This window comes from Alteromonas sp. DY56-G5 (assembly GCF_041414725.1).
Lineage (GTDB): Bacteria > Pseudomonadota > Gammaproteobacteria > Enterobacterales > Alteromonadaceae > Alteromonas > Alteromonas macleodii.
In genome coordinates this window covers 70924-90180 of sequence record NZ_JANHZQ010000001.1, presented here as the reverse complement: position 1 = coordinate 90180, position 19257 = coordinate 70924, and the positions used below count along the sequence as shown (strand labels likewise).

19 protein-coding genes are annotated in these 19257 nt (G+C 44.8%); 7 read left to right on the top strand and 12 right to left on the bottom strand.

Going from position 1 to position 19257, the window contains the following annotated elements:
• Positions 1–77 precede the first annotated feature (77 nt).
• Positions 78–1454, top strand: a complete 1377-nt coding sequence (locus NO989_RS00350) for a S8 family serine peptidase (protein WP_371341848.1) — start codon at positions 78–80, stop codon at positions 1452–1454.
• 41 nt (positions 1455–1495) lie between these two features.
• Here the strand turns inward: NO989_RS00350 and NO989_RS00345 are convergent, their stop codons facing one another.
• The 4 genes from NO989_RS00345 to arfB form a co-directional block, all read right to left on the bottom strand.
• The gene (locus NO989_RS00345) at positions 1496–2515 is read right to left on the bottom strand and encodes an outer membrane beta-barrel protein (protein ID WP_371341847.1); all 1020 of its coding nucleotides are present in this window, start codon (positions 2513–2515) and stop codon (positions 1496–1498) included.
• A gap of 249 nt (positions 2516–2764) precedes the next feature.
• Entirely contained in the window at positions 2765–3646 is an 882-nt protein-coding gene (locus tag NO989_RS00340) for a hypothetical protein (protein ID WP_371341846.1), read from the bottom strand.
• A gap of 123 nt (positions 3647–3769) precedes the next feature.
• Positions 3770–4447 (bottom strand): hypothetical protein, encoded by a 678-nt coding sequence (locus NO989_RS00335; protein WP_039229119.1) that lies wholly within the window; start codon positions 4445–4447, stop codon positions 3770–3772.
• A 126-nt stretch (positions 4448–4573) separates the two neighbouring features.
• Positions 4574–4990, bottom strand: coding sequence for an alternative ribosome rescue aminoacyl-tRNA hydrolase ArfB (arfB, locus tag NO989_RS00330; RefSeq protein ID WP_014951185.1), 417 nt, complete (start codon positions 4988–4990; stop codon positions 4574–4576).
• A gap of 146 nt (positions 4991–5136) precedes the next feature.
• Between arfB and NO989_RS00325 the strand changes: the two genes are divergently transcribed.
• Positions 5137–6066, top strand: a complete 930-nt coding sequence (locus tag NO989_RS00325; protein WP_061096124.1) for an alpha/beta fold hydrolase — start codon at positions 5137–5139, stop codon at positions 6064–6066.
• Positions 6067–6075: 9 nt separating this feature from the next.
• Here NO989_RS00325 and NO989_RS00320 read toward each other — a convergent pair whose 3' ends face one another.
• The 4 genes from NO989_RS00320 to NO989_RS00305 form a co-directional block, all read right to left on the bottom strand.
• Complete coding sequence (locus NO989_RS00320; RefSeq protein ID WP_239217729.1) at positions 6076–6510, bottom strand: hypothetical protein; 435 nt, start codon at positions 6508–6510, stop codon at positions 6076–6078.
• A gap of 73 nt (positions 6511–6583) precedes the next feature.
• A complete protein-coding gene (locus NO989_RS00315) occupies positions 6584–7030 on the bottom strand; it encodes a hypothetical protein (protein ID WP_014951188.1) in 447 nt (148 codons plus the stop codon).
• A 130-nt stretch (positions 7031–7160) separates the two neighbouring features.
• Positions 7161–7724: a CBS domain-containing protein gene (locus NO989_RS00310; protein WP_371341845.1), complete on the bottom strand. Its 564-nt coding sequence runs from the start codon at positions 7722–7724 to the stop codon at positions 7161–7163.
• Positions 7725–7767: 43 nt separating this feature from the next.
• On the bottom strand, positions 7768–8001 hold the full coding sequence (locus NO989_RS00305) for a hypothetical protein (protein WP_039221646.1): 234 nt from the start codon (positions 7999–8001) through the stop codon (positions 7768–7770).
• A 461-nt stretch (positions 8002–8462) separates the two neighbouring features.
• On the opposite strand from NO989_RS00305, the gene NO989_RS00300 reads away from it, so the two are divergent.
• Positions 8463–8990 carry a cytochrome b gene (locus NO989_RS00300; RefSeq protein WP_371341844.1) on the top strand — a complete coding sequence of 176 codons (528 nt, stop codon included), beginning with the start codon at positions 8463–8465 and terminating at the stop codon, positions 8988–8990.
• A gap of 22 nt (positions 8991–9012) precedes the next feature.
• Entirely contained in the window at positions 9013–9579 is a 567-nt protein-coding gene (locus tag NO989_RS00295; RefSeq protein ID WP_014951192.1) for a YceI family protein, read from the top strand.
• A gap of 76 nt (positions 9580–9655) precedes the next feature.
• On the opposite strand, the gene NO989_RS00290 is transcribed toward NO989_RS00295, so the two are convergent.
• Together NO989_RS00290 and NO989_RS00285 are read right to left on the bottom strand one after the other, a co-directional pair.
• Positions 9656–10948 carry an NAD(P)/FAD-dependent oxidoreductase gene (locus tag NO989_RS00290; RefSeq protein WP_371341843.1) on the bottom strand — a complete coding sequence of 431 codons (1293 nt, stop codon included), beginning with the start codon at positions 10946–10948 and terminating at the stop codon, positions 9656–9658.
• Positions 10949–11133: 185 nt separating this feature from the next.
• Positions 11134–13203 carry a TonB-dependent receptor gene (locus tag NO989_RS00285; RefSeq protein WP_371341842.1) on the bottom strand — a complete coding sequence of 690 codons (2070 nt, stop codon included), beginning with the start codon at positions 13201–13203 and terminating at the stop codon, positions 11134–11136.
• 317 nt (positions 13204–13520) lie between these two features.
• Here NO989_RS00285 and NO989_RS00280 point away from each other — a divergent pair, with 317 nt between their 5' ends.
• A complete protein-coding gene (locus NO989_RS00280; RefSeq protein WP_014951195.1) occupies positions 13521–13964 on the top strand; it encodes a DUF2721 domain-containing protein in 444 nt (147 codons plus the stop codon).
• A gap of 194 nt (positions 13965–14158) precedes the next feature.
• On the opposite strand, the gene NO989_RS00275 is transcribed toward NO989_RS00280, so the two are convergent.
• A complete protein-coding gene (locus NO989_RS00275) occupies positions 14159–15169 on the bottom strand; it encodes a 5'-methylthioadenosine/S-adenosylhomocysteine nucleosidase (protein WP_156078986.1) in 1011 nt (336 codons plus the stop codon).
• Between the two features lie 314 nt (positions 15170–15483).
• On the opposite strand from NO989_RS00275, the gene NO989_RS00270 reads away from it, so the two are divergent.
• Entirely contained in the window at positions 15484–16368 is an 885-nt protein-coding gene (locus NO989_RS00270) for a LysR family transcriptional regulator (RefSeq protein WP_239244154.1), read from the top strand.
• 127 nt (positions 16369–16495) lie between these two features.
• On the opposite strand, the gene NO989_RS00265 is transcribed toward NO989_RS00270, so the two are convergent.
• A complete protein-coding gene (locus NO989_RS00265) occupies positions 16496–17854 on the bottom strand; it encodes an OmpP1/FadL family transporter (protein WP_014951198.1) in 1359 nt (452 codons plus the stop codon).
• Between the two features lie 387 nt (positions 17855–18241).
• Between NO989_RS00265 and NO989_RS00260 the strand changes: the two genes are divergently transcribed.
• Positions 18242–19240, top strand: a complete 999-nt coding sequence (locus NO989_RS00260; protein ID WP_039221630.1) for an NADP-dependent oxidoreductase — start codon at positions 18242–18244, stop codon at positions 19238–19240.
• Positions 19241–19257 lie beyond the last annotated feature (17 nt).

Below are 19257 nucleotides of genomic sequence, written 5' to 3'. Positions count from 1 at the left end.
TAGAAGGCTATGGCACAATTTATGCCATTCCTTCTTTAGGCACCGATCTGCCCCAACGTTAACGTAAAGGTAGTAAAATGAAGTACACACTCATTGTGGCGATTTTGAGTTTGATTGCGGCACCAACATCACAAGCCCAACTAGCAGGAACATTGAATCAAGTGGTGTCTCCTGTGCGTCCGATAATTGATAGAACCTCCTCCGACCTAAAGGCCATTCGCGAGGAAGCAAGACGAAAAGCACAATCATCTATCGAAGGCACCAGAGACTTATCAACAGTGGCGTCGGGCGTACTAAACGACATTCCTGCCCCCCAATTTATCGCTCCTGCAGCAACCACTATTTTATCGACTTCAGGCCAAGTGGTTGTTAATGAAGTAACGGTTGAAAATGGCTTTCTGGCTGTTGAAAAAGAGTGGCTATTCCTAGGAGAAGAAGCCGACAAAGTACACTTTCAAGGTGCCAATATTGAAATACAAAAAGCTCAGTTTTTGCCCGCACTCTCTCAGTGGCTTTTTAAAGTTAAAGTCACAGGAGATGCGGATGATGTGTCGTCTATTCGCAACAGTTTGCCCCATAATTTGCAGTCTCAAATTGGTCGAAATCATATTTATTTGTCACAGACCAAGCCCACTTCGAACGGGTCTTTTCAAGAGGTAAGCAGTGAAAAGCTGGAAGCCTGTCCAACCCCACTGCGCATTGGAATGGTTGATACTCATGTAGCGTCCTCTCACCCACTGCTCTCACACGTTAATCTAACGCAAGCGTCTTTTATTGTTGCTCATAATCAAGATCGAAATCAGGAGCAAGATGGCAATGCGGGCAGCGAAACTGACGTTGCCTTTTCGTCAGACCACGGTACCGCAGTAGCCAGCCTATTGGCGGCGTCGTTGCCAAAGTCTAGCCAGGTGTTTAACGCCAGTGTGTTTTATTCGCGTAATAGTGTTAGCCAAGGCGCTACGCTGATGTCGTTAATTGAAGGTTTAAACTATCTTGCATCACAGCAGGTAGACGCTATAAACATGAGTCTTGCAGGTCCCGACAACCCTATTTTAGCGCGGGTCATAAATCAATTGGATAAGAGCGGTATTCAAATCATTGCTGCGGTGGGCAACGAGGGGCCAGCCTCTTTACCCTTGTACCCCGCGGCTTATACAGAAACATTGGGCATTACGGCCGTTGATAAATCTAATGTAATTTACCGGTGGGCAAACCAAGGGGATTACGTTGATTTTGCTGCGTTTGGCGTGTCGGTAGATGCCGCACATCCTAATGGAAAAACGATCAGGCAAACGGGAACCTCTATGGCTTCACCGCGCGCCACCGCTTTGTATGCATGCTTTTTGCGCGAAAAACAAGAAAGGAACGCTGCCTTGTTGAAACTTCAGCAGCTAGCTTTAGATGCAGGGGCTCCCGGACGAGACAGCGTATTCGGTTTTGGTGTGCTGCCTTAAATTAAGCGTGCTGTTCATTATAGAATTTTTATTAACGCCCACTAAAAATGAACGTTAATGCCTAACTCAGCAATGGTTTCTTGGTAGTTTGCGCCATCGACACTAGAAGCAAAGTCTCCATATTGCGTAGACAGTTTAATATCGACATTGTTGTGAATGGCGTAATCGGCACTCATCTCAACGACGTGTCTGTCGTCTTCCCTGCCTAGACCTCCATCTTGTTCTGAGGCGTAATCTCTTACATCTAATTGATAGGCAACCGTAAGCTTCAAGGGTTTACTAAATACCGCTAGAGGATAGGTGTACGCTAAATCCATCCCAATACCGGTGTAATCGAACACATTATTTTGGGCATCTTCATTTTGATACTTAAGTGCGATTTGGAAGAAGTCTTCCCCTTCGAAGAAGTAAAATAGGTCACTGCGCACAGCAGCTGCTTCACTATCTCGAATTGGCGCACCTTCAGGCGTGTTCTCGAATTGTTTATCGATAAGGTCGCTACTAACACGCAAGTAAGTGCGCTGCCCCAACAATTTTCCGACAGATAATCCAGATTGTTGATAGGTGAGGAAGTCACGCTCGTCTAGCTCAGCGCTAGCGTGATAGTAGTGCGCTCCTAGTTTGGCGAAGTCAAACGCATAGCTGGTGCTAGCGGACAGTGTGGTAAGGCCAAGATCGAACTCGCTTAGCGTTTGATAGTTGGTATTCGCCTGGCTTACCGACAGTACATTTTCCCATTTCGTTGTGGGCTTCACCAGCAGCTTTAGCTGAGCTTCTGACTGCAGTGCGCCGTCGGCCACATCTGAATTCGTATCGAGCTCGCTAACGCTCACATTGCTATCAGAGCGGTACCCTAAATAGCCAGACCCTGAGAATGAAATCGTTTGGTGTTTTGCGTTTGTATGATTCGCATCTTCATCACTGTGCGAGTGACTGTCAGAGCCCGCATAAGCAGCGCTACTACCGAGTAAAACAGCTGCCACGGACAGCGATAGGCATTTGCGGCCGCCACGAATAAGGTTGTTTGTTGTTGATGAGTGTTGAAGTATTTGCATATTCATTGTTGTTACCTACCACAGAGAAAGTGAAACTTAGCGATTGGTGTTTTTAAGGAGAGACGTGAGATTTGACTTGAGGTGCTCGCTTTAAGGAATGCACGATAACGAGGCAGTGTATTCGCACCTGCAGCCTAGGCCTTAAATAGCGGCTTGCCTTTCTATTTAGACAAGCCGCACTCAGACTTTAAGGTGGCTATTTAACGTGCTAGCTCAAGATTGCTCTACGCCCACCTAGTGGTTTAGGCCTTTATATTAAAGGCCAAGCGCACCTGAAATACTTGAAGCTACGTTGTCGTTTACAGTGCTTGTTACGGCGCTTTCAACCGAACTCGCCACGGTATTATTTACCGTGCTTGCTACGGTGCTATCCACCGTATTTGCTACCGTGCCTTCTACCGTATTTCCTACCGTGTCAGTAATCGTTCCTTCGACAGCGGTGCCAACCGTTCCGGTTACAGAACTGGTCACTGAGCTTGCTACGGTGCTGGCTGCTGTATTGGCTACGCCGCCGTTTACCGCACTTTCGATGGTGCCTGCAGCCGTGTTCGATAAGGTACTGCCTGCTGCTGTTTCTGCAGTATTGTTTAGTGCACCACTTACACTGCCAGTTAGCGAACCTCCTGCGGTATTTTCCGCGTCATTGTTTGCTAGTGAACCGATTTGGTTCAATGCCAAGCTTGGCGCTGTCTGCGCTGTACTTTCTGCTTCACTTTCTGCTCCATCGACTTGTTCTGCATTTCCAAACGCTGATGACAGTACAGATAATGACCCAGACACACTACTTGTCAGTGCGCCTGCCACTGGCGAAGTGATCGAGTTCGCCATATCTGATGTTGCAGAAACTTGACTCACTCCCTGATCGGCAGATAGATCGTTGCTTGTTTGGTTTGTTGATAATGGTTCATCGGCTGAGCTCTCGGTGGACATTTGGCTCTGCGTAGATGCTTCGCCTTCGGCAGAAGTCTGCGTATTAACCTGATTTGCAGACTGTGTAGTTGCACCGCTTGTTAGTGAAAGCGATGCAGAAGTCGACGCATTAGCTGATGTGTTAGCAGAGAACGTAGTTTCTTGAGCCAACACAGACGTTGACGCGATACCTAAAGCCAGTGCAATTGCAGTATTTAACTTTTTCATCCGTTTATCTCCGTTTTTCATAAAGGACACTGAGATAACGATTGAAGAAAAGTTTTTATTCCGCACTGAGTTTGATTTTTTTAAAAGAATTAAAAAAGCCCTGCAAAAACAGGGCTTTTCGAACTATTTTTCTGAAGCAGTCATGCTCTTTTCCCACCAGGGAAGCGAAAAATCTATATTATCTGGGTCGTAAGTTTTGGCATATTTCATTTTAACTGAACTCCAAAACGCAGCTTTGAAAGCAGGGTCGTAAATAACAAACTCACCCTTTTCGCGATACTGTTCAAACAGTTTTTGATAAGCTCCTACTGGTGTTAACGGGTTATCCTGTTGAAAAACCACATCTCCGCCGTACGCTTCGTAAAGGGCTTTCGATACTTTCCAGCTTTTTGCCATGCCTTCCGCCATTGCCAAACGATAACGCTCTAGCTCTTCATCTTGATAGGCGCCATCGCTGTCCAAATCAACGGTCCATAATTTTATTACAGAATACGCAGATTGAATTTCGCTTTCATTTGGCTCTATCGCATTTTTATCGGCAAAATCTGAAAGAACAGACTCGGTAATTTTATTACCAAGTGCACGCTGAGCTAAAATAGCTCGTACTTCTTTCTCAGACTTGTCAGTTAAAATAGACTGAAAACGGTCAACATCAGCCTGTGAAGGCTGTAGTTCAGTATTAGAAATAGATTTGTTGAACAAACGAGCAATAATCTCGTTTGCGGCTTGCGGTGTATTAATCCCAAGCGAAACCACTATGGCTGCAAATAACACCATAGGAATAACGTTCGAACGCGTCACTTTGTATGCTTCCCTAAGTTCCAATAATTAGCATAAGCACAAGACACATTCATTTATTATTGTAAGAATTTTCCGTTGTCTTGCGAAATGACATCTATAAGGCTTTATACTTTAGATTAGTTTTGTTTAAAATTCCACTTTCTTACGCATAGATTTTTTAGCACCTTGTTGTTTTTTTACATCTACACGACGTGCTTTTGCCGCACGGCTCACCTTTGTTTTTATGCGCGGTTTTTGTTCAATTGTCGCAGCCTTTATCCACGCAACAAGTCGCGCTAGCGCATCTTCTCTGTTTTGTTCTTGCGTTCGATAATTTTGCGCTTTAAGCACAAAAACACCGTCGTTGGTTACGCGACTATCTTTAAGCTGAAGTAGCTTTTCTTTCAGCTTTTCAGGCAGCGATGATCCATTTATGTCGAAGCGTAAATGTATGGCGCTACTTACTTTGTTCACATTCTGCCCACCGCTACCTTGTGCTCGAATAGCTTGCAATTCAGCTTCGCTTTCATCTATCGCGATAGAAGGGGTTATTATTAATTCCATCTCAAATCCTAATACGTCATGGCGTAACCACGTTAACGTTGCAGCACTAGCGGCTCTACATCTATAGGTCACTATCACTACTGCTTACTTGACCATTTTTGCGTTAACCGATAGGTTGTTTTTTATCCTTATTTTGGACATAAAACATGATCATCGCATTGCTCATCATTATTTGTATCGTTGTAGCGCTTATTTGGTTTACCGCCAAAATGGACAGCAATATCGAAGCTTCATTCACACCATCAGGAAAACTTACGCCTGTTGATGGTGGAATTATTCACTGGCAAAAGCAAGGAAACGGTCCGGCGCTTGTGCTGATTCATGGTTTACTTGGCAATAGTAACAATTTTAGCGAATTAGCAAAAACCCTCGCTTCCCGCTACACGGTCTATACCATTGATCGTCCAGGCAGCGGATTTTCGAGCCGCTATAAAAGCACATCCGCCAGCTTCGAACAGCAAAGTAAAATGATACTCGAGTGGATGCAAAAAGAGGGAATAGGTAGTGCGAGCATCGCTGGGCATTCAATGGGAGGAGGAATTGCACTGAGGATGGCAATCGATGCACCTGACAAAATAAAATCGGTTTCGCTTCTATGCCCGTTAACTACACCACTAAAAGGTGGTGCCGGGCCTCTTTCGGTGCTTTACATACCCAATGAATGGGTACGCAGCAGTGTTGCAAAAACCATTGCCAGTCCACTGCGTGCAAAGTTAGGTCGAAAACAAGTCGCACAAATTTTTCACCCCGAACCTGTCCCCCCGTCCTTTTCAACTGAAGGCGGTGGTTTATTAGCGCTTCACTCTCGAAGCTTTTATGAAGGTAGCAGAGATACAGTATCTGCGCAGGGCAGTCTGCACCGTCAGCAAACTCGTTATGAAGATATTCAATGCCCTGTTGGGGTATTGTATGGTGAAAAAGATACTATCTTGAGGCCCGACGAGCACATCACCGCGGTAACAAAGGCAATAGGAAGTGCGGTACACAAAATTATTTCTGGCGCTGGCCACATGATCCCCGTTACTCAGGTGCAAGCGTGCGCAGACTTTATAATATCGATTGACGAAAGCGCTTAAGTAAGTGGCTTAGTGAAGCCTTGCACCTGTCTTTTCAACGTGCTCTTTATGAGAAAACTCAACAACGGCGAGTGTGCGCTCTCGACCATAAGTCGACTGCTTCAGTTTGCGAAGCTGATCGGCGACTCTCTCAATGCCGTCATACGCTTTGCACATTTCAAAAGGGGTCGCGCCCAGCGTTATATTGTAACTGCTAAACCACGCCTTCATTTGCTCACTGTCCCCATCTGACAATGAAATGAGTAAATGATACATACGAATAAAAGCGAGCTGCTTTCTGTACTCTGATGTGCCACTCTCAAACCCAAGTAGCGTAGTCTGCGCCAAAGAAGATGGAGAAATATCCAATATTTCAGAAGCTTGCTTGATATTTAAACCCAGTTCCTGGTATGCCCAAGTGAAGGCTTTCGTAACAACGCTGGTAGGAAATAGTGATCTATTCATAATATCGCCTCGTTTCATCGAACAATGTTATACAGATGTTATGAAACGTTGCGAAATGCGTACCAAGTTTTATCTACAGCTTCATTGCTACTTTCTCACGATGCAAATCGATGCCATCTTTATCGACGGAAAATCCTTTTGAAGACAACCAATCAACAGCATCTTCTATGGAATCCACAAAAATATAATCAATATTGGTATCGCGATACACGCGTTTAAGTTGCGCCTGCGTGGTTGCTCGAACGCTTGACTCTCCCATCACTAATGCCACATGAGTGAGCCCTATGGGATTTACCGAAGCCACACGTTCGTGAAGCAGCGCTTCAGCATCAGGAATGAGTAGTGATTCGCCAACAACACTAACAATATCGCACCAAGCTTTCCCATGTAAGCACTCGGAAAGCGTGCGATACTCACTGGCAAAGCTATTTACACACTCTCTGTTCCACGGCCCATAAGCTTGCGTTAGCACCGCATCACCACAGCGTGTAATAATAAATTCACCATGAGCATACTGCATATAACCACCTAACTACTTCGATAAAATATTAAGCTAGCAAATACCGTTAAGGCGATATATGCCTTTGACTACGAGTTGTTTTGAAACAACACGTAGTCAAAGTATGGTTCAGTATTGAGAAAATTGAAAATTAAGCGGCAAGAATGTTGATCAGCTCAGCAAACGTAGGGCGGCCCTGTATATCAAGCGGCAAGCGCAACTCTCTCGCAATATCACTGACGCTGATTACGCCACGAATTTCATGGCTGTCTCTGTCCATGACAAGGCAATGGTGCTGCCCGTAATCTTTGAGTGTTTCTATCACGTCCCCCACTGATGAACGTATTAGTTCACTAAAATCGAACGACATGATAGAAGTTTTGGGACGCATGAAATCATGAACAGTGAGCTCTTCTCGCTTAACCTTAAGCTCGCTTACACGCTGAATGATTTGCTGTTCACCTACATCGTGACTGGTCACAATACCAATGAAACGGTTCTCATTGTTTACCACCAGCATCATACGAACATGAGACTGACGCATAATCGACTCTACTTTCGTAGCCGGCGTTCGCGCATCAATAACGTGTGGTAAGTGCTGCTTGAAGTCAGTGAAAACCGCCATAGCAGATGAATTTACAGTAATGGTATTTTCAACAACCGGCCATGCCAAAGTATCGATAGCTTCGGTTTTATATAGATTTAAGGCGTGCATACCTTTCTCCTAATCAAAAATAAAAAATTCAGTTTTTTAATGATTAAGTGAAAGAAGGTGGTCCTCGAATGATATTATCGCGCTGCCTAGTAAAGGCTTTTGCATCAATCGTTTTACCAGCCGAAAACCGGTATTTTTCCAAGCCGCTGGTGATGTCGACAAGCGAAATGCCATCATCAATGTCGTCGTCAGACACTTCAAAAGCGGAGCTTTCCCAGTCGCTAATGAGGGGTGAGAGCGTATTTGCACTGTTCGACTGCCCCGCAATATTTTGCACACTTCTTCCCTCTCCCAATGCGGAGACGGATACTAGTGATGAAAATAACGCTGGCAGAATAACGGCCAACAAAACGTACGAAACGCGCAAAGCGTACAACCTCTACTGAACTAAACAACATTGAAGCAAAGCAGCCACTTTTGTTACTGCCTATTTAAACTATAAGAGTATTTAGCGCGTTTAATAGAGGTGTTTAGCGCAATTTATCGACCATTAAACGACATGTCTTAGAAAACTAGCCGTGTCGCGATTCAGATTTGGTGGGTTGTTTTCTGTACATCCGTTCTAAAAACAAGAACGAACACTCCCATTAAATGTAATGTTTAGCCAACGTAATTAGAAATACACTAGATTCAATTGATGCATGAGGTGCTTTTTCAGCGGTCATTTCGCGGTTGAGATAACGCGATTAACTGAATGTCTAAACAACCTGATTGCAAGTAAGTAATAACGGAAGTGATATGAAACCAAGATGGTCCAGACCTATAGTTTTTTTGCATTGGATATCTGCTATTGCCATTGTCGGCATGTTTGCTTCAGGGCTGTGGATGGTCGACCTCACATATTACAGCGACTGGTATAAGACGGCACCGCATTGGCACAAGAGTGTTGGATTAATTTTGCTTGCCATCACTGTTATTCGCTTAGTCACGCGCGTTGTTACTTCACGGCCGCCGTCACATGGCACCCCGTTAGAAAAAAGGTTAAGTCGCATAGGTCATGGGCTTTTGTACACCTTGATTATCATGCTATTCGCGAGCGGCTATTTAATTTCAACGGCCGATGGAAGAAGCATCGACGTATTTAATTGGTTTTCTGTACCTGCAATGGGCGAGTTCTTTGAAAATCAAGAAGACATTGCAGGAAAGGCCCATTTTTATATTGCGTGGTCAGTGATTGTATTGGCGATCATTCACGCGCTGGCTGCGCTGAAACACCACTTTATTCGTAACGATGACACACTGAAGCAGATGTTACGGCTTCGATGATATTGAGGAAAAAGGAGAAATGATGAAGAAGTTAACACTTGCCTTGGCCGCTGCGCTGTCTTTAAGCACCGCTAACGCCGCAGATTATGTGATTGATAGCAAAGGCGCCCACGCGTCTATCAACTTTAAAATTCAACACTTGGGCTACTCGTGGCTTACTGGTCGCTTCAACGATTTTAAAGGTACTTTTAGTTACGACGACGCAGCACCTAGTGCAGCAAAAATTATGGTGACTATCGATACCGACAGTATCGACTCAAACCACGCAGAGCGTGACAAGCACCTTAAGAGCGACGATTTCTTAAACGTTGACGACTTTCCAGAGGCGAAGTTTGTCAGCACAAAAATTGTCGATAAAGGCAATGGCATGATGGATGTAATGGGTGACTTCACGCTTCACGGTGTGACAAAGCCTATCACTATAGAAGCCAAAAAGATTGGCGAAGGCAAAGACCCATGGGGTGGCTATCGTGCAGGATTCATGGGCACAACGACGATTGCACTTAAAGATTATGGCATCGACTATGATTTAGGCCCAGCGTCGCAAACGGTAGAATTAGAGCTTCACGTTGAAGGCGTGAAACAATAGCTATTTACGTTTGGTCCCAGCGAACTAAATTTATGATTTGAGAAAGCCCCAAACATGGGGCTTTTTTTATATGTGGTTAGTGAAGCTTCAGCTTAGGGCTGATGGCCTGACTTAACTTCTTCACAAGGAGCTTTAGAGCACCTTTAATTTTTCCGTGTACTGCAAACTGGTGCATATTATACAAAGAAACGTAAACCAACTTGGCTAGACGCCCTTCTATAAACATACTGCTGTTTGACAGTGAGCCCATTAAACTTCCAACAGTGCTGTATTTACTTAAGTGAACCAAGGATCCATAGTCCTTGTAAGTAAAATCTTTCGTGTCTTTTTGAGTAAATAACGACGTTATATTATGCGCAACAATATCCGCCATTTGGTGGGCAGACTGCGCTCGAGGCGGCACCCACTTCCCATTTTCCTGCTGGAAACCACAGCAATCGCCTAACACCCAAATATTCTTATGAGATGAACTGCGAAGCTGCTTATCAACAAGAATTTGATTGGCTCTGTTCGTTTCAAAAAGCGCAAGCTTTGTTATGAAGTCCGGTGCTTTCACCCCCGCAGCCCACACCATTAAATCAGCGTCAATCCGACCACCGTCTTTTGTGATCAGCCCTTTCGCGTCGGCTTCTGCCACCATGGTTTGCTCTTTAATGTCTACGCCCAACTTATGGAGCGCTTTTCTTGCAGAGTTTGCTATACGCTCAGGTAGCGCAGGCAATATACGCTCTCCCGCTTCTACGATCGTAATCTTAAGACGAGAAGCTGACATGTCTGGCATTCCGTAAGCCTTGGACAAATTCGCCACATGGTGAAGTTGAGCGGCGAGCTCAGTACCTGTTGCTCCTGCCCCGACAATAGCGACATCAATTTTGGCGTCTTTATCTTCTTGCTGATTGATGCGGATTAGTTGATTAAGAAGCGCTCTGTGAAAACGTTCAGCTTGCTTTAACGAGTCAAGAAAGTAGCAGTGCTCAGCAACGCCAGGTGTGCCAAAGTCGTTACTCACGCTGCCAACCGCCAGCACTAACTGGTCATAATGAATCTCGCGTTCAGGCAAAACCTTAGTCCCTTCTTCATCGATTAAAGGCGACAAGGTTATGGTTTGCGCTTGCGCGTTAAGCGAGCACATTTCACCTAATTGAAAGCGGTAGTGGTGAGCTACAGCGTGGATGGCGTAGTCCACACCGTCTGAATGCTTATCAATTACACCGGCGGCCACTTCGTGTAATAGCGGCTTCCAGATATGGGTTCGACTGCGGTCGACGAGGGTAATTTCGGCTTGTTTCTTTCTCCCGAGGGTGCGGCTTAAGCGACTGGCTAATTCAAGACCACCAGCACCGCCACCAACAATTACTATTTTTTGCATGGGTATACCTATTAACAATCATTCCACGTATGTCGCCTGACCTTTCCAAGCGCTATACATGGCGTGACTGAGACCCATGCTGATGCCTACAGACTACGCCTGATGCCGCTGGGGTACAAGCAAATCACGGCAATAGTCTGTATTTCTGGGGTTAATAGTAATCTATTACATATGTCTATTTAAGCTTATAAGGTAAACGATGCCGTTATCATGTAGTTGCGAGGCCGCCCCGGAAAGTAGCGAGGGCCTGTGAAGCTAGTAAAATCAGCGCGTTCAGCGTAGTCCGTATCCAATACGTTGTTAACCCGCGCATACAATGTAACGTCTTCGTTTACGCTGTAACGTACACGCGCATGTAACAAGTCATGCCCCTCGTACTCGTTGAGATTTTCAGCGTCGGTGAAATAGCTGGAAACATGCTGCCACTCTAGCTGCGTTTGTACTTTGTTCGACATCTCAAAGCTTAAACGAGCGTTAAACTGAAGCTTTGGCGCAGTATCAATATCATTACCTTTAATGTCTTGTTCACCTGAGAGCTGACTGTGCTCGTAGGTATGCCTTGCGTATGTACCAGCAAAATCTAAGCGCAGTATATCGCTTAACGGTTGGTCAAAAGTAAGCTCTACGCCTCTATGCCACGTTTCGCCGTTGCTTACGTTGAAAAAGTCGCTGTCGCGGTAAATCACATTATCTTTTTGTAGGCTGTAAAGGCTAAGCGTATAGCTGCCGTCAAATAGTGTTCCTGTAACGCCCATCTCGATATTATCGGCCGTTACCGAGTCAAGATCAGTAACAGTCTGTGCACGCTGCAAACGATACAGCTCTGTTGCCTGAGGCGCGCGATAGCCTCTTGCGATGCCGCCAAATAACTGGGTTTGAGGATTAAGTTGATAACGAAGTGAAAGCTTCGGACTAAAGTTATCAAAATCATTTTCACTGTCTGCTGGTCTGGAATATCTGCAGCCGCCAAAACCGCACTCTGTGCCATCTTCGCGTACACGACCAACATTCATATTGTTGGTGTAGTCGTATTGCATAGACTCAAAGCGCCCGCCGACAGAAATAGCGCAACGCTCAGCATGCCAATTGAAGGTAAAGAAAGGCGCAAATAGCGTGGCATCTACATCATAATCATAGTGCTTTCCTACAGGTATGGTTTCAACCAAGAAGGCAGACCCTTCTATAGCGCTATCTTGTGACTGGGTTAATTCACCTTCTGTGTATTCTACGTCTAATCCTATATCCGCACTTAGGCTGTCATTGATGACGTAATTGAACTGAGACAGCGCACCAACGCCTTTTTGAGTATTCGTTTCAAGGGGTTTGCCAGGTAAAAAGTGCATACGGAAACGCATGTCCTGGTTGCGTACGTAAGGTGTAATCGACAGTGCATGACCACCGCTAAAGTTAGTATCGAACTTGCTCCATAGCCTAAAACTTTCTGCTTTTCGAAACGCTTCGGGGTTTGGGTTGCTTTTGGCTATTTGTGTATTTTTGTAGCTTTCAAACCCTTCGATGTAGCCGGCAGTTTCTTGGTCCAGATGGGTATAGGTAAGGCCGCTCGTGATAACCGTGCTGTCCCACTCTAGCCTGTGGCGAAGCGAGACTTTCTCTTGGTCAACGCCCTCTTCATTTCGATATCCTGTATCTCTGGTAACACTGGCGGCGATACCCACGCCACTGTGACCAAAGTCTTTCCCTTCTTTAAGCTTTACGCGATGAAACCCATAAGACCCGTAATCAACGCTAAGCTCTCCGTCGCCTTGGGTTGTGTCAGGGGTAACCACATTAATCACACCATGTATCGCATTAGAGCCATAAAGCGCTGACGCAGGGCCTTTTATCACGTCAATACGCTGTGCAATTTCACCGTGTGCTTCAAACAGCTCGTTAATATTGCAAAAACCTGCTGCGCGCAACGCAATACCGTCTTCTGCTGCTAAAATTCCGCCGCACGCTCCAGCGCCGGTTAACACTGGCGAACGAAGGGCAGGTAAATACTCTTGCCCATTGCCCCGCTGTACGCCGGCACCCGCAATGTAATTCAGCGACTCTTGGATATGTTGAAATGAAAGCAGCGAAAGCGTTTCTTCTGAAATAGACGACACTGCATAACCGGAAGCATTCATATTTCCCTGTATACGAGAAGACGTGGTTTCAATTCTTTCTATTTCATTGGTTTGTTGAGCAGTGGCTGCATGCGAAAGCAGAGACACAGCTAGCAACGACAGAGGAAAGCTTGGGGCAAAGCGCATTATCTATCCTTATGATGACAAAATGTTTTTTTAGCAACTGATGCTAGTGTATCGTTAATTTAGGCAAGAATGGGTTAAAACTCGCTAAACTGTTGCGGCATTTTGACAATTACGTCATATCTCTGATTTAAGCGTTGGCGTAGACTTTGCAGTTCGCAGACTTTACTGTCACAACACAAGTCTTAGTTTTATACACTATTTCTAATTTACGTGTATCTAACGCATATAGACTGGCAGTACGTTAGTAGATTGCAGCAACGGGTTAATCACTCTTTGCCTAAAGTAAGAACATCAAACTTTGTTCGCTGGAGGAACCATTGGACACACTTATTCCTAGTCTTTCACAGCTTATCGAATTCGCTGTTGCCCCCGTATTTTTACTTACCGGTATTGCGGGCTTCCTCAATGTTATGTCGTCTCGGCTGGGCCGAATATCCGACAGGGTGAGGGTGGCAGAAAGACAGATTCATACCCTTTCAGACCCGCATATTGTCGATCGCTCAAAGAAAGAAATTAAGGTGCTATGGCGCAGGGTAAAAGTGATTAACTGGGCGATTGGGCTGTGTGTCGCCGCTGGGCTAATGGTGTGTACCGTCATTATGGCGCTGTTTTCTGGGTCGCTATGGGTTGTCGATTTAAAAACACCAGTCATCGTATTGTTCATACTGGCTATGATGTTTCTAATCAGTGCGCTCATTGTTTTTCTGGTTGAAGTAAAACTTGCGACAAATACCATAAATATGGTCAGAACCATTCGCTAGTCCCACCACGTCAACGGTTTGCTCGCTGGCGATCAGTTGATAGCGTTAGAAGCACCTAAGAAAGGCGGATAGCGCGTAATGTTTACCTTCTCTATCCGCCTACTTATTTTTAGGCTGTCGCGATTGGCTTAGTTTTGAAACTAACATTCATATGCAAAGAAGCAACGTTGCCTCAATGTTTGCCATAGTATCGACTACTCGTCCTCAGCGAGTGTATCTAATACAGAAAACAGAACGTTAGCGCCAATTCGCGACACTTCTTGGTCGTACTTGTTCTCAACGTTAACGCCTTCTTGACCGCCAGCCAAATCACTAATAGCTCGAACAATAATCCAGTCAACGTCGTTAACGGTACATACTTGACCTATTGCGGCTGACTCCATCTCTGTTACTTCGGCATTGAACACGTCTCTTGTCCACTTTCGATACTCGCGGTTATCCATAAAGACAGACCCGGTAATACCATTTCCGCCTACAAAGAGCTCGGCATCCCGCTCACCAAGCACGCGCTGCGTTGGCATAGTGCTCATAGCTTGTTTCGCCGCAGTTAAAAGACGCGGTGTCGCGCTGAAATAGGCGGTATCTTGTGGTTTATCCATCCCCTCTTTCACAATAAGCACTTCGTCAGGATGAATGAAGTGAAAGGGCTTATATTTTGGTGTGTGAGGATCTTTAGCGCGGCGTTCATCTTGCTCTTCAATGAACTTTGCATAATATTCAGGCAGTATGTATTCCCCCGGAGCATTCGGATCTTCATTGGTGTACACACTCTCATCATGGTAGTACCAACGCGCCGGAACAATGACGTCACCCGGTTGCCATTTTGGGTTAACCGCTCCCGCAATCCCCATGTAAACCACTTGCTTAACCGGAAAGTAATCCAACGCCATCTGCATAGTCATAGCAGCGTTTGCAATGCTCATTCCAGTAGCGAATATTAATATTGGCTCGTCGTGATAGGTACCTATGCGATACGTAACGCCTTTGATGGTTGTGGTTGTGTGAATGGATGCATTGGGATCTTGCTCAATACGGTTAAGGATACCCTGCATTTCGGGTGCGTAGGCTACGGTAACAGCAGTAAACGCAGGCTGTGAGAACGCGGCGGGCCCGTATGAAGCGCCAACGGACGTTTTAGTAGAAGTACAACCGCCCATCCACGAGGTGGAGAGCAGAACAATAATCATCAAAGTAAACTGTTTCATTCGCGATTCTCAGCTGCATAGTTAGTGAATAATTAAACTAGCACTTTAATCGGGCAAAGAAACGCTGGATTTCAATAATTTACCATTTAAAAACATAAAGAAAACATCTTTAAAACAAGGTGATCCCTAAAATTACTTTTAGCTACAAATGCGAAGAGAATGCATAACTTTCCATTGTAAGCATTGCGTAAAGACGTGCTTCAAAAGCGTTCATCAACGTTAAAATACGGTAGAATTCGACTATTTCCGTCGTTAATTTGCTACAAATGAAGAGTCAAAATACTGCGGCCAATAAAAAGGATTAACTAAGCGCCATGAATACTAAATTACTTCGCTCTCTTCAGGTTTTTGTTGCAGTAACAGATAGCGGTAGCATGAGTGTAGCTGCGAGAGAGCTGCACATGACTGTCTCTGCTATTAGTCAGCAGTTAAGAAAGCTAGAACACGATATCGGCCTTAGCCTTTTTAATCGAAATACCCGAAGCTTGAGCCTAACGGAAGCAGGGCGCATCTATTACGAAACCAGTAAGCAAATGCTACAAAACGCAGAACTTGCCCAGCAAAAAATTGAAAGTCTGCAGGATGATCCCACAGGTAAAATAAACATCATCGCGCCGGAGGGTTTTGGCGGAGGACTGTTAAGCGAGCCACTGAAAAAGCTTTGTGAAGAATTTCCTAAAATAACTATTTCTTTAACCGTAACTGACGAGCCTAAAGACATTATCGCTTCTAGTGCCGATCTTGTTCTTTGCTTCGCCCCAGTCTCAGATACAAATTTCAGCAGTTTGGTACTCGCGACCTGGAAGCGCATTTTATGTGTCTCTGCAGACCATCCACTTGCAAACGAAACTCTGACTTCGCCTGAAGCGCTTAACGCGCATACATACATTGCTCACAGACATATTGAAGAATACGTCATGAAGCACGAAAGCGAAGGCGAGTATGAATTGGATACACAACGCATTGATGTCAACTCAATGCAGACATTGATTAAACTTACTCAAGATAGTGTTGGCTATGCGGTTCTTCCCGAACCAGAAGTGAGACATCTATTAAAGTCTGGTGAAATGAAGCAGCTCTTCACTGACTGGGAGTTACCAGATTATACGGTTTATGCGGTTACACCGAAAAGGGAGCTAATGCCTGCAAAAATCGGCGCAGCAATTACATGTCTTCAAGATTTATTTGCGCAAATTTAGTCGTTAAACAGCGCACAAGAACCCCATCGCACATAAAAAATGCGACGTTATACCAGTGTGCATAGGTCATTACCAAAAAGGCAGCGTAAATACGCTGCCTTTCTTATTTAACTTGGCTTCTTTGAAATTAGAAGCGAGTGTTCATTTGAACACTTAGAATGTGCGCAGTAGCTGACTGTGTGCCTGAGAAGTTAGTGGTAAAGTCAGTACCAGGAAGAACATTGCTTAGAATCGTTCTATCTTTGTCGATATTCGCTTCACGGCCATCTATGAATACGTAAGCCACGTCTATTGATGTATCTTCGCTAACCGTGTAAGTCATACCACCAGAGAACCAATGACGGTCTGTATCTGGGATACTTAGTGAGCGGTTTTCTACCGATACCACACCGTCATCATAAGCATAGCCAGCACGAAGGGTAATTTCATCGTTTAGGATGTAAGTTACACCAAGCGCTGCACGCCATGAGTCGTCGAAATTCTCTTCTTTAATTAGGAAATCGATGCCGTCTTCTAGGTTAGCTTCAAGCTTCTCAAACGTACTCCAGTCAGTGAAAGTAACACTTGCTTGTACAGACCACTGATTGTCAATTTTTTGATCAATCGCTAGCTCTGTAATCGCAGCAAGGTTCAAATCTAGACTACCAGGCTGGTTTAAGTTGATAGGAAACACTGGCGTCTCTGAAGATACCGCGCCTTCTAGTTCTAGTTTCGTTTCTGCACGGTATGAAAGCGCAACATTAGTCATATCCGTTGGTTGCCAGAAAATACCGGCGTTCCAACCATAGCCCCAATCGTCACCTTCCATGCTAAACAGTGAATTGCCAGGAGTAAGCGTAGGTAATGTAATACCTAACGCTTCTGCTGTTGGCGCTAGGCCTGCAACAGTGCCCGCTAGCGTGTTTGATACGCCAGAACCAATTTCAGCTTCAGCGTAAGTGATGTTTAAACCAAAACCTACCATAAGCTGCTTATTCACTTTATAAGATACAGCAGGGTTTAGGGTTACCGTTTTTACTTCAGCTGTGTCAGCAAAATGCAGCGCACCGAAATCATCAGAGTAATCTGAACGAAGACCGTAGGTTGTGAATACACCTACACCAGCAGATAGCTTTTCATTAATTGGGCTTACATAAAAGAATCCTGGAACAAAAGCAGTATCTGCAATGTTGTCTTCTGCTGCTGGCATAGGTTGGCCAACTGGGGCTTCGCCTAACGCATAGCTAACATCACCATCGATATCTACGTTCGGATCGATAAAGCTTACTGATGCACTGAACTCAGCTTCTTTAAATACACCAATCGCTGCAGGGTTAGTTGCTAAAATGGAGGCATTCTCTGGCTTAGCCGCTTGACCAGCCATGGCACGGCCTAGACCGTTTGCACTGTGTTCATTAACTTGGAAACCAGCTGCCAGCGCAGAAGAAGAGGCTAAGGTAGCAAGCGCTAAGCAAACTGAGGCACGTAAAGAAAACTGTTGCTTCATAAGATACTCATTGTAAAAGGGGAAAATTGCATCGGGCATTCTACGGATCTGAGTACTTTTGTTCAATGCAAGTAAACGCCATTTACGCACTTTTATCGCATTTTTTACAATTATAGCTACAACTTCGACGCATTTATAAACAACTTTGATAAAACGACGTTAACAAAAGATCTCAATCTTGTTAACGCCATTTTAATTAACTATCACTAACACCTATTGGAAATGCAAAAAGGTTTCACTCAAATTTATAAACAAGCTGTGTTATAGGTTGTGTTTATGTCTATAACCCCCACCCTATTTTAAACAGCGCAGATGTAACCGTGTTTAGCGATGCGCTTTTACATTCGATAAGACGTCGACCATTTGTGCTTGTAACAGGAGGACACCATGTCAACATACAAAGCAATTACACTCGTTAATCGCCCCCATGACAGAAAAATTGGGCCACATTTATTTGAAAGCAAAGAGCTCGAAATTCCCACGCCTAAAGACGGTCAAATTTTGATAAAGCAAACTCACATGTCTTTAGACCCTGCGATGTTAGGTTGGATGAGTGAAGACAGAGAGAGTTATATTCCACCTGTGGAGCTTGGCGATGTAATGCGCTCAAGCGGTGTGGGCGAAGTGGTTGAGTCTAACAACCCTAATTTTTCGGTTGGCGACAAAGTTATGGGAATGACTGGCTGGAGTGAATATGTGCTCAGCGACGGTTCTGGTTTTAACAAACTTCAGCCTGGCATTACTGAGGAAATGGCCCTTTGTGTTTTTGCACTACCAGGCCTAACGGCCACAACAGGTTTATATAATTTTGGCGAGCCCAAAGAAGGTGAGACACTTATTGTTACGGGTGCAGCAGGTTCTGTAGGCTCAATTGTAGGTCAGCTTGCTAAAGCAGACGGGCTGCGTGTAATTGGCGTAGTAGGAAGCGAAGACAAAGCCGATTGGATTGTTAACGAGCTTGGGTTTGATGGCGCTATAAACTACAAAACCGACAATTTAGAAGAAAAGTTAGCCGAACTAACACCAAATAAAATAGACGTCTTCTTTGAAAATACGGGCGGTCCTATTCAGCAGCACATTTTTAATAGAATGAATGCCCATGGCCGAATTGTGGTATGTGGAATGATTGCCGATTACCAGTCTGAAAAGCCGTCACCGGGCCCGAACTGGATCCCGCTGATTAAAAAGCGAATTAACATTCGCGGTTTTGCTATGCCTGATCACTGGGGTGAAATTCCACAACTACTGCAAAAGCTTTCGCCTTATGTTCAACAAGGTAAAATCAAGTACCGTGCACACACTGTGGAAGGCTTAGAGAACGCCGAGAAGGGCCTAAATATGTTGTTTGAAGGCAAGAACACCGGCAAGATGATTGTGAAGCTGTAAGCCAATCGTGAAAAAGC

Bases quoted from the DNA above. Each gene is read 5' to 3' on its own strand.
- NO989_RS00350 (WP_371341848.1), top strand. From the start codon at position 78: ATGAAGTACACACTCATTGTGGCGATTTTGAGTTTGATTGCGGCACCA.
- NO989_RS00345 (WP_371341847.1), bottom strand. From the start codon at position 2,515: ATGAATATGCAAATACTTCAACACTCATCAACAACAAACAACCTTATT.
- NO989_RS00340 (WP_371341846.1), bottom strand. From the start codon at position 3,646: ATGAAAAAGTTAAATACTGCAATTGCACTGGCTTTAGGTATCGCGTCA.
- arfB (WP_014951185.1), bottom strand. From the start codon at position 4,990: ATGGAATTAATAATAACCCCTTCTATCGCGATAGATGAAAGCGAAGCT.
- NO989_RS00325 (WP_061096124.1), top strand. From the start codon at position 5,137: ATGATCATCGCATTGCTCATCATTATTTGTATCGTTGTAGCGCTTATT.
- NO989_RS00320 (WP_239217729.1), bottom strand. From the start codon at position 6,510: ATGAATAGATCACTATTTCCTACCAGCGTTGTTACGAAAGCCTTCACT.
- NO989_RS00315 (WP_014951188.1), bottom strand. From the start codon at position 7,030: ATGCAGTATGCTCATGGTGAATTTATTATTACACGCTGTGGTGATGCG.
- NO989_RS00310 (WP_371341845.1), bottom strand. From the start codon at position 7,724: ATGCACGCCTTAAATCTATATAAAACCGAAGCTATCGATACTTTGGCA.
- NO989_RS00300 (WP_371341844.1), top strand. From the start codon at position 8,463: ATGAAACCAAGATGGTCCAGACCTATAGTTTTTTTGCATTGGATATCT.
- NO989_RS00295 (WP_014951192.1), top strand. From the start codon at position 9,013: ATGAAGAAGTTAACACTTGCCTTGGCCGCTGCGCTGTCTTTAAGCACC.
- NO989_RS00290 (WP_371341843.1), bottom strand. From the start codon at position 10,948: ATGCAAAAAATAGTAATTGTTGGTGGCGGTGCTGGTGGTCTTGAATTA.
- NO989_RS00285 (WP_371341842.1), bottom strand. From the start codon at position 13,203: ATGCGCTTTGCCCCAAGCTTTCCTCTGTCGTTGCTAGCTGTGTCTCTG.
- NO989_RS00275 (WP_156078986.1), bottom strand. From the start codon at position 15,169: ATGAAACAGTTTACTTTGATGATTATTGTTCTGCTCTCCACCTCGTGG.
- NO989_RS00270 (WP_239244154.1), top strand. From the start codon at position 15,484: ATGAATACTAAATTACTTCGCTCTCTTCAGGTTTTTGTTGCAGTAACA.
- NO989_RS00265 (WP_014951198.1), bottom strand. From the start codon at position 17,854: ATGAAGCAACAGTTTTCTTTACGTGCCTCAGTTTGCTTAGCGCTTGCT.
- NO989_RS00260 (WP_039221630.1), top strand. From the start codon at position 18,242: ATGTCAACATACAAAGCAATTACACTCGTTAATCGCCCCCATGACAGA.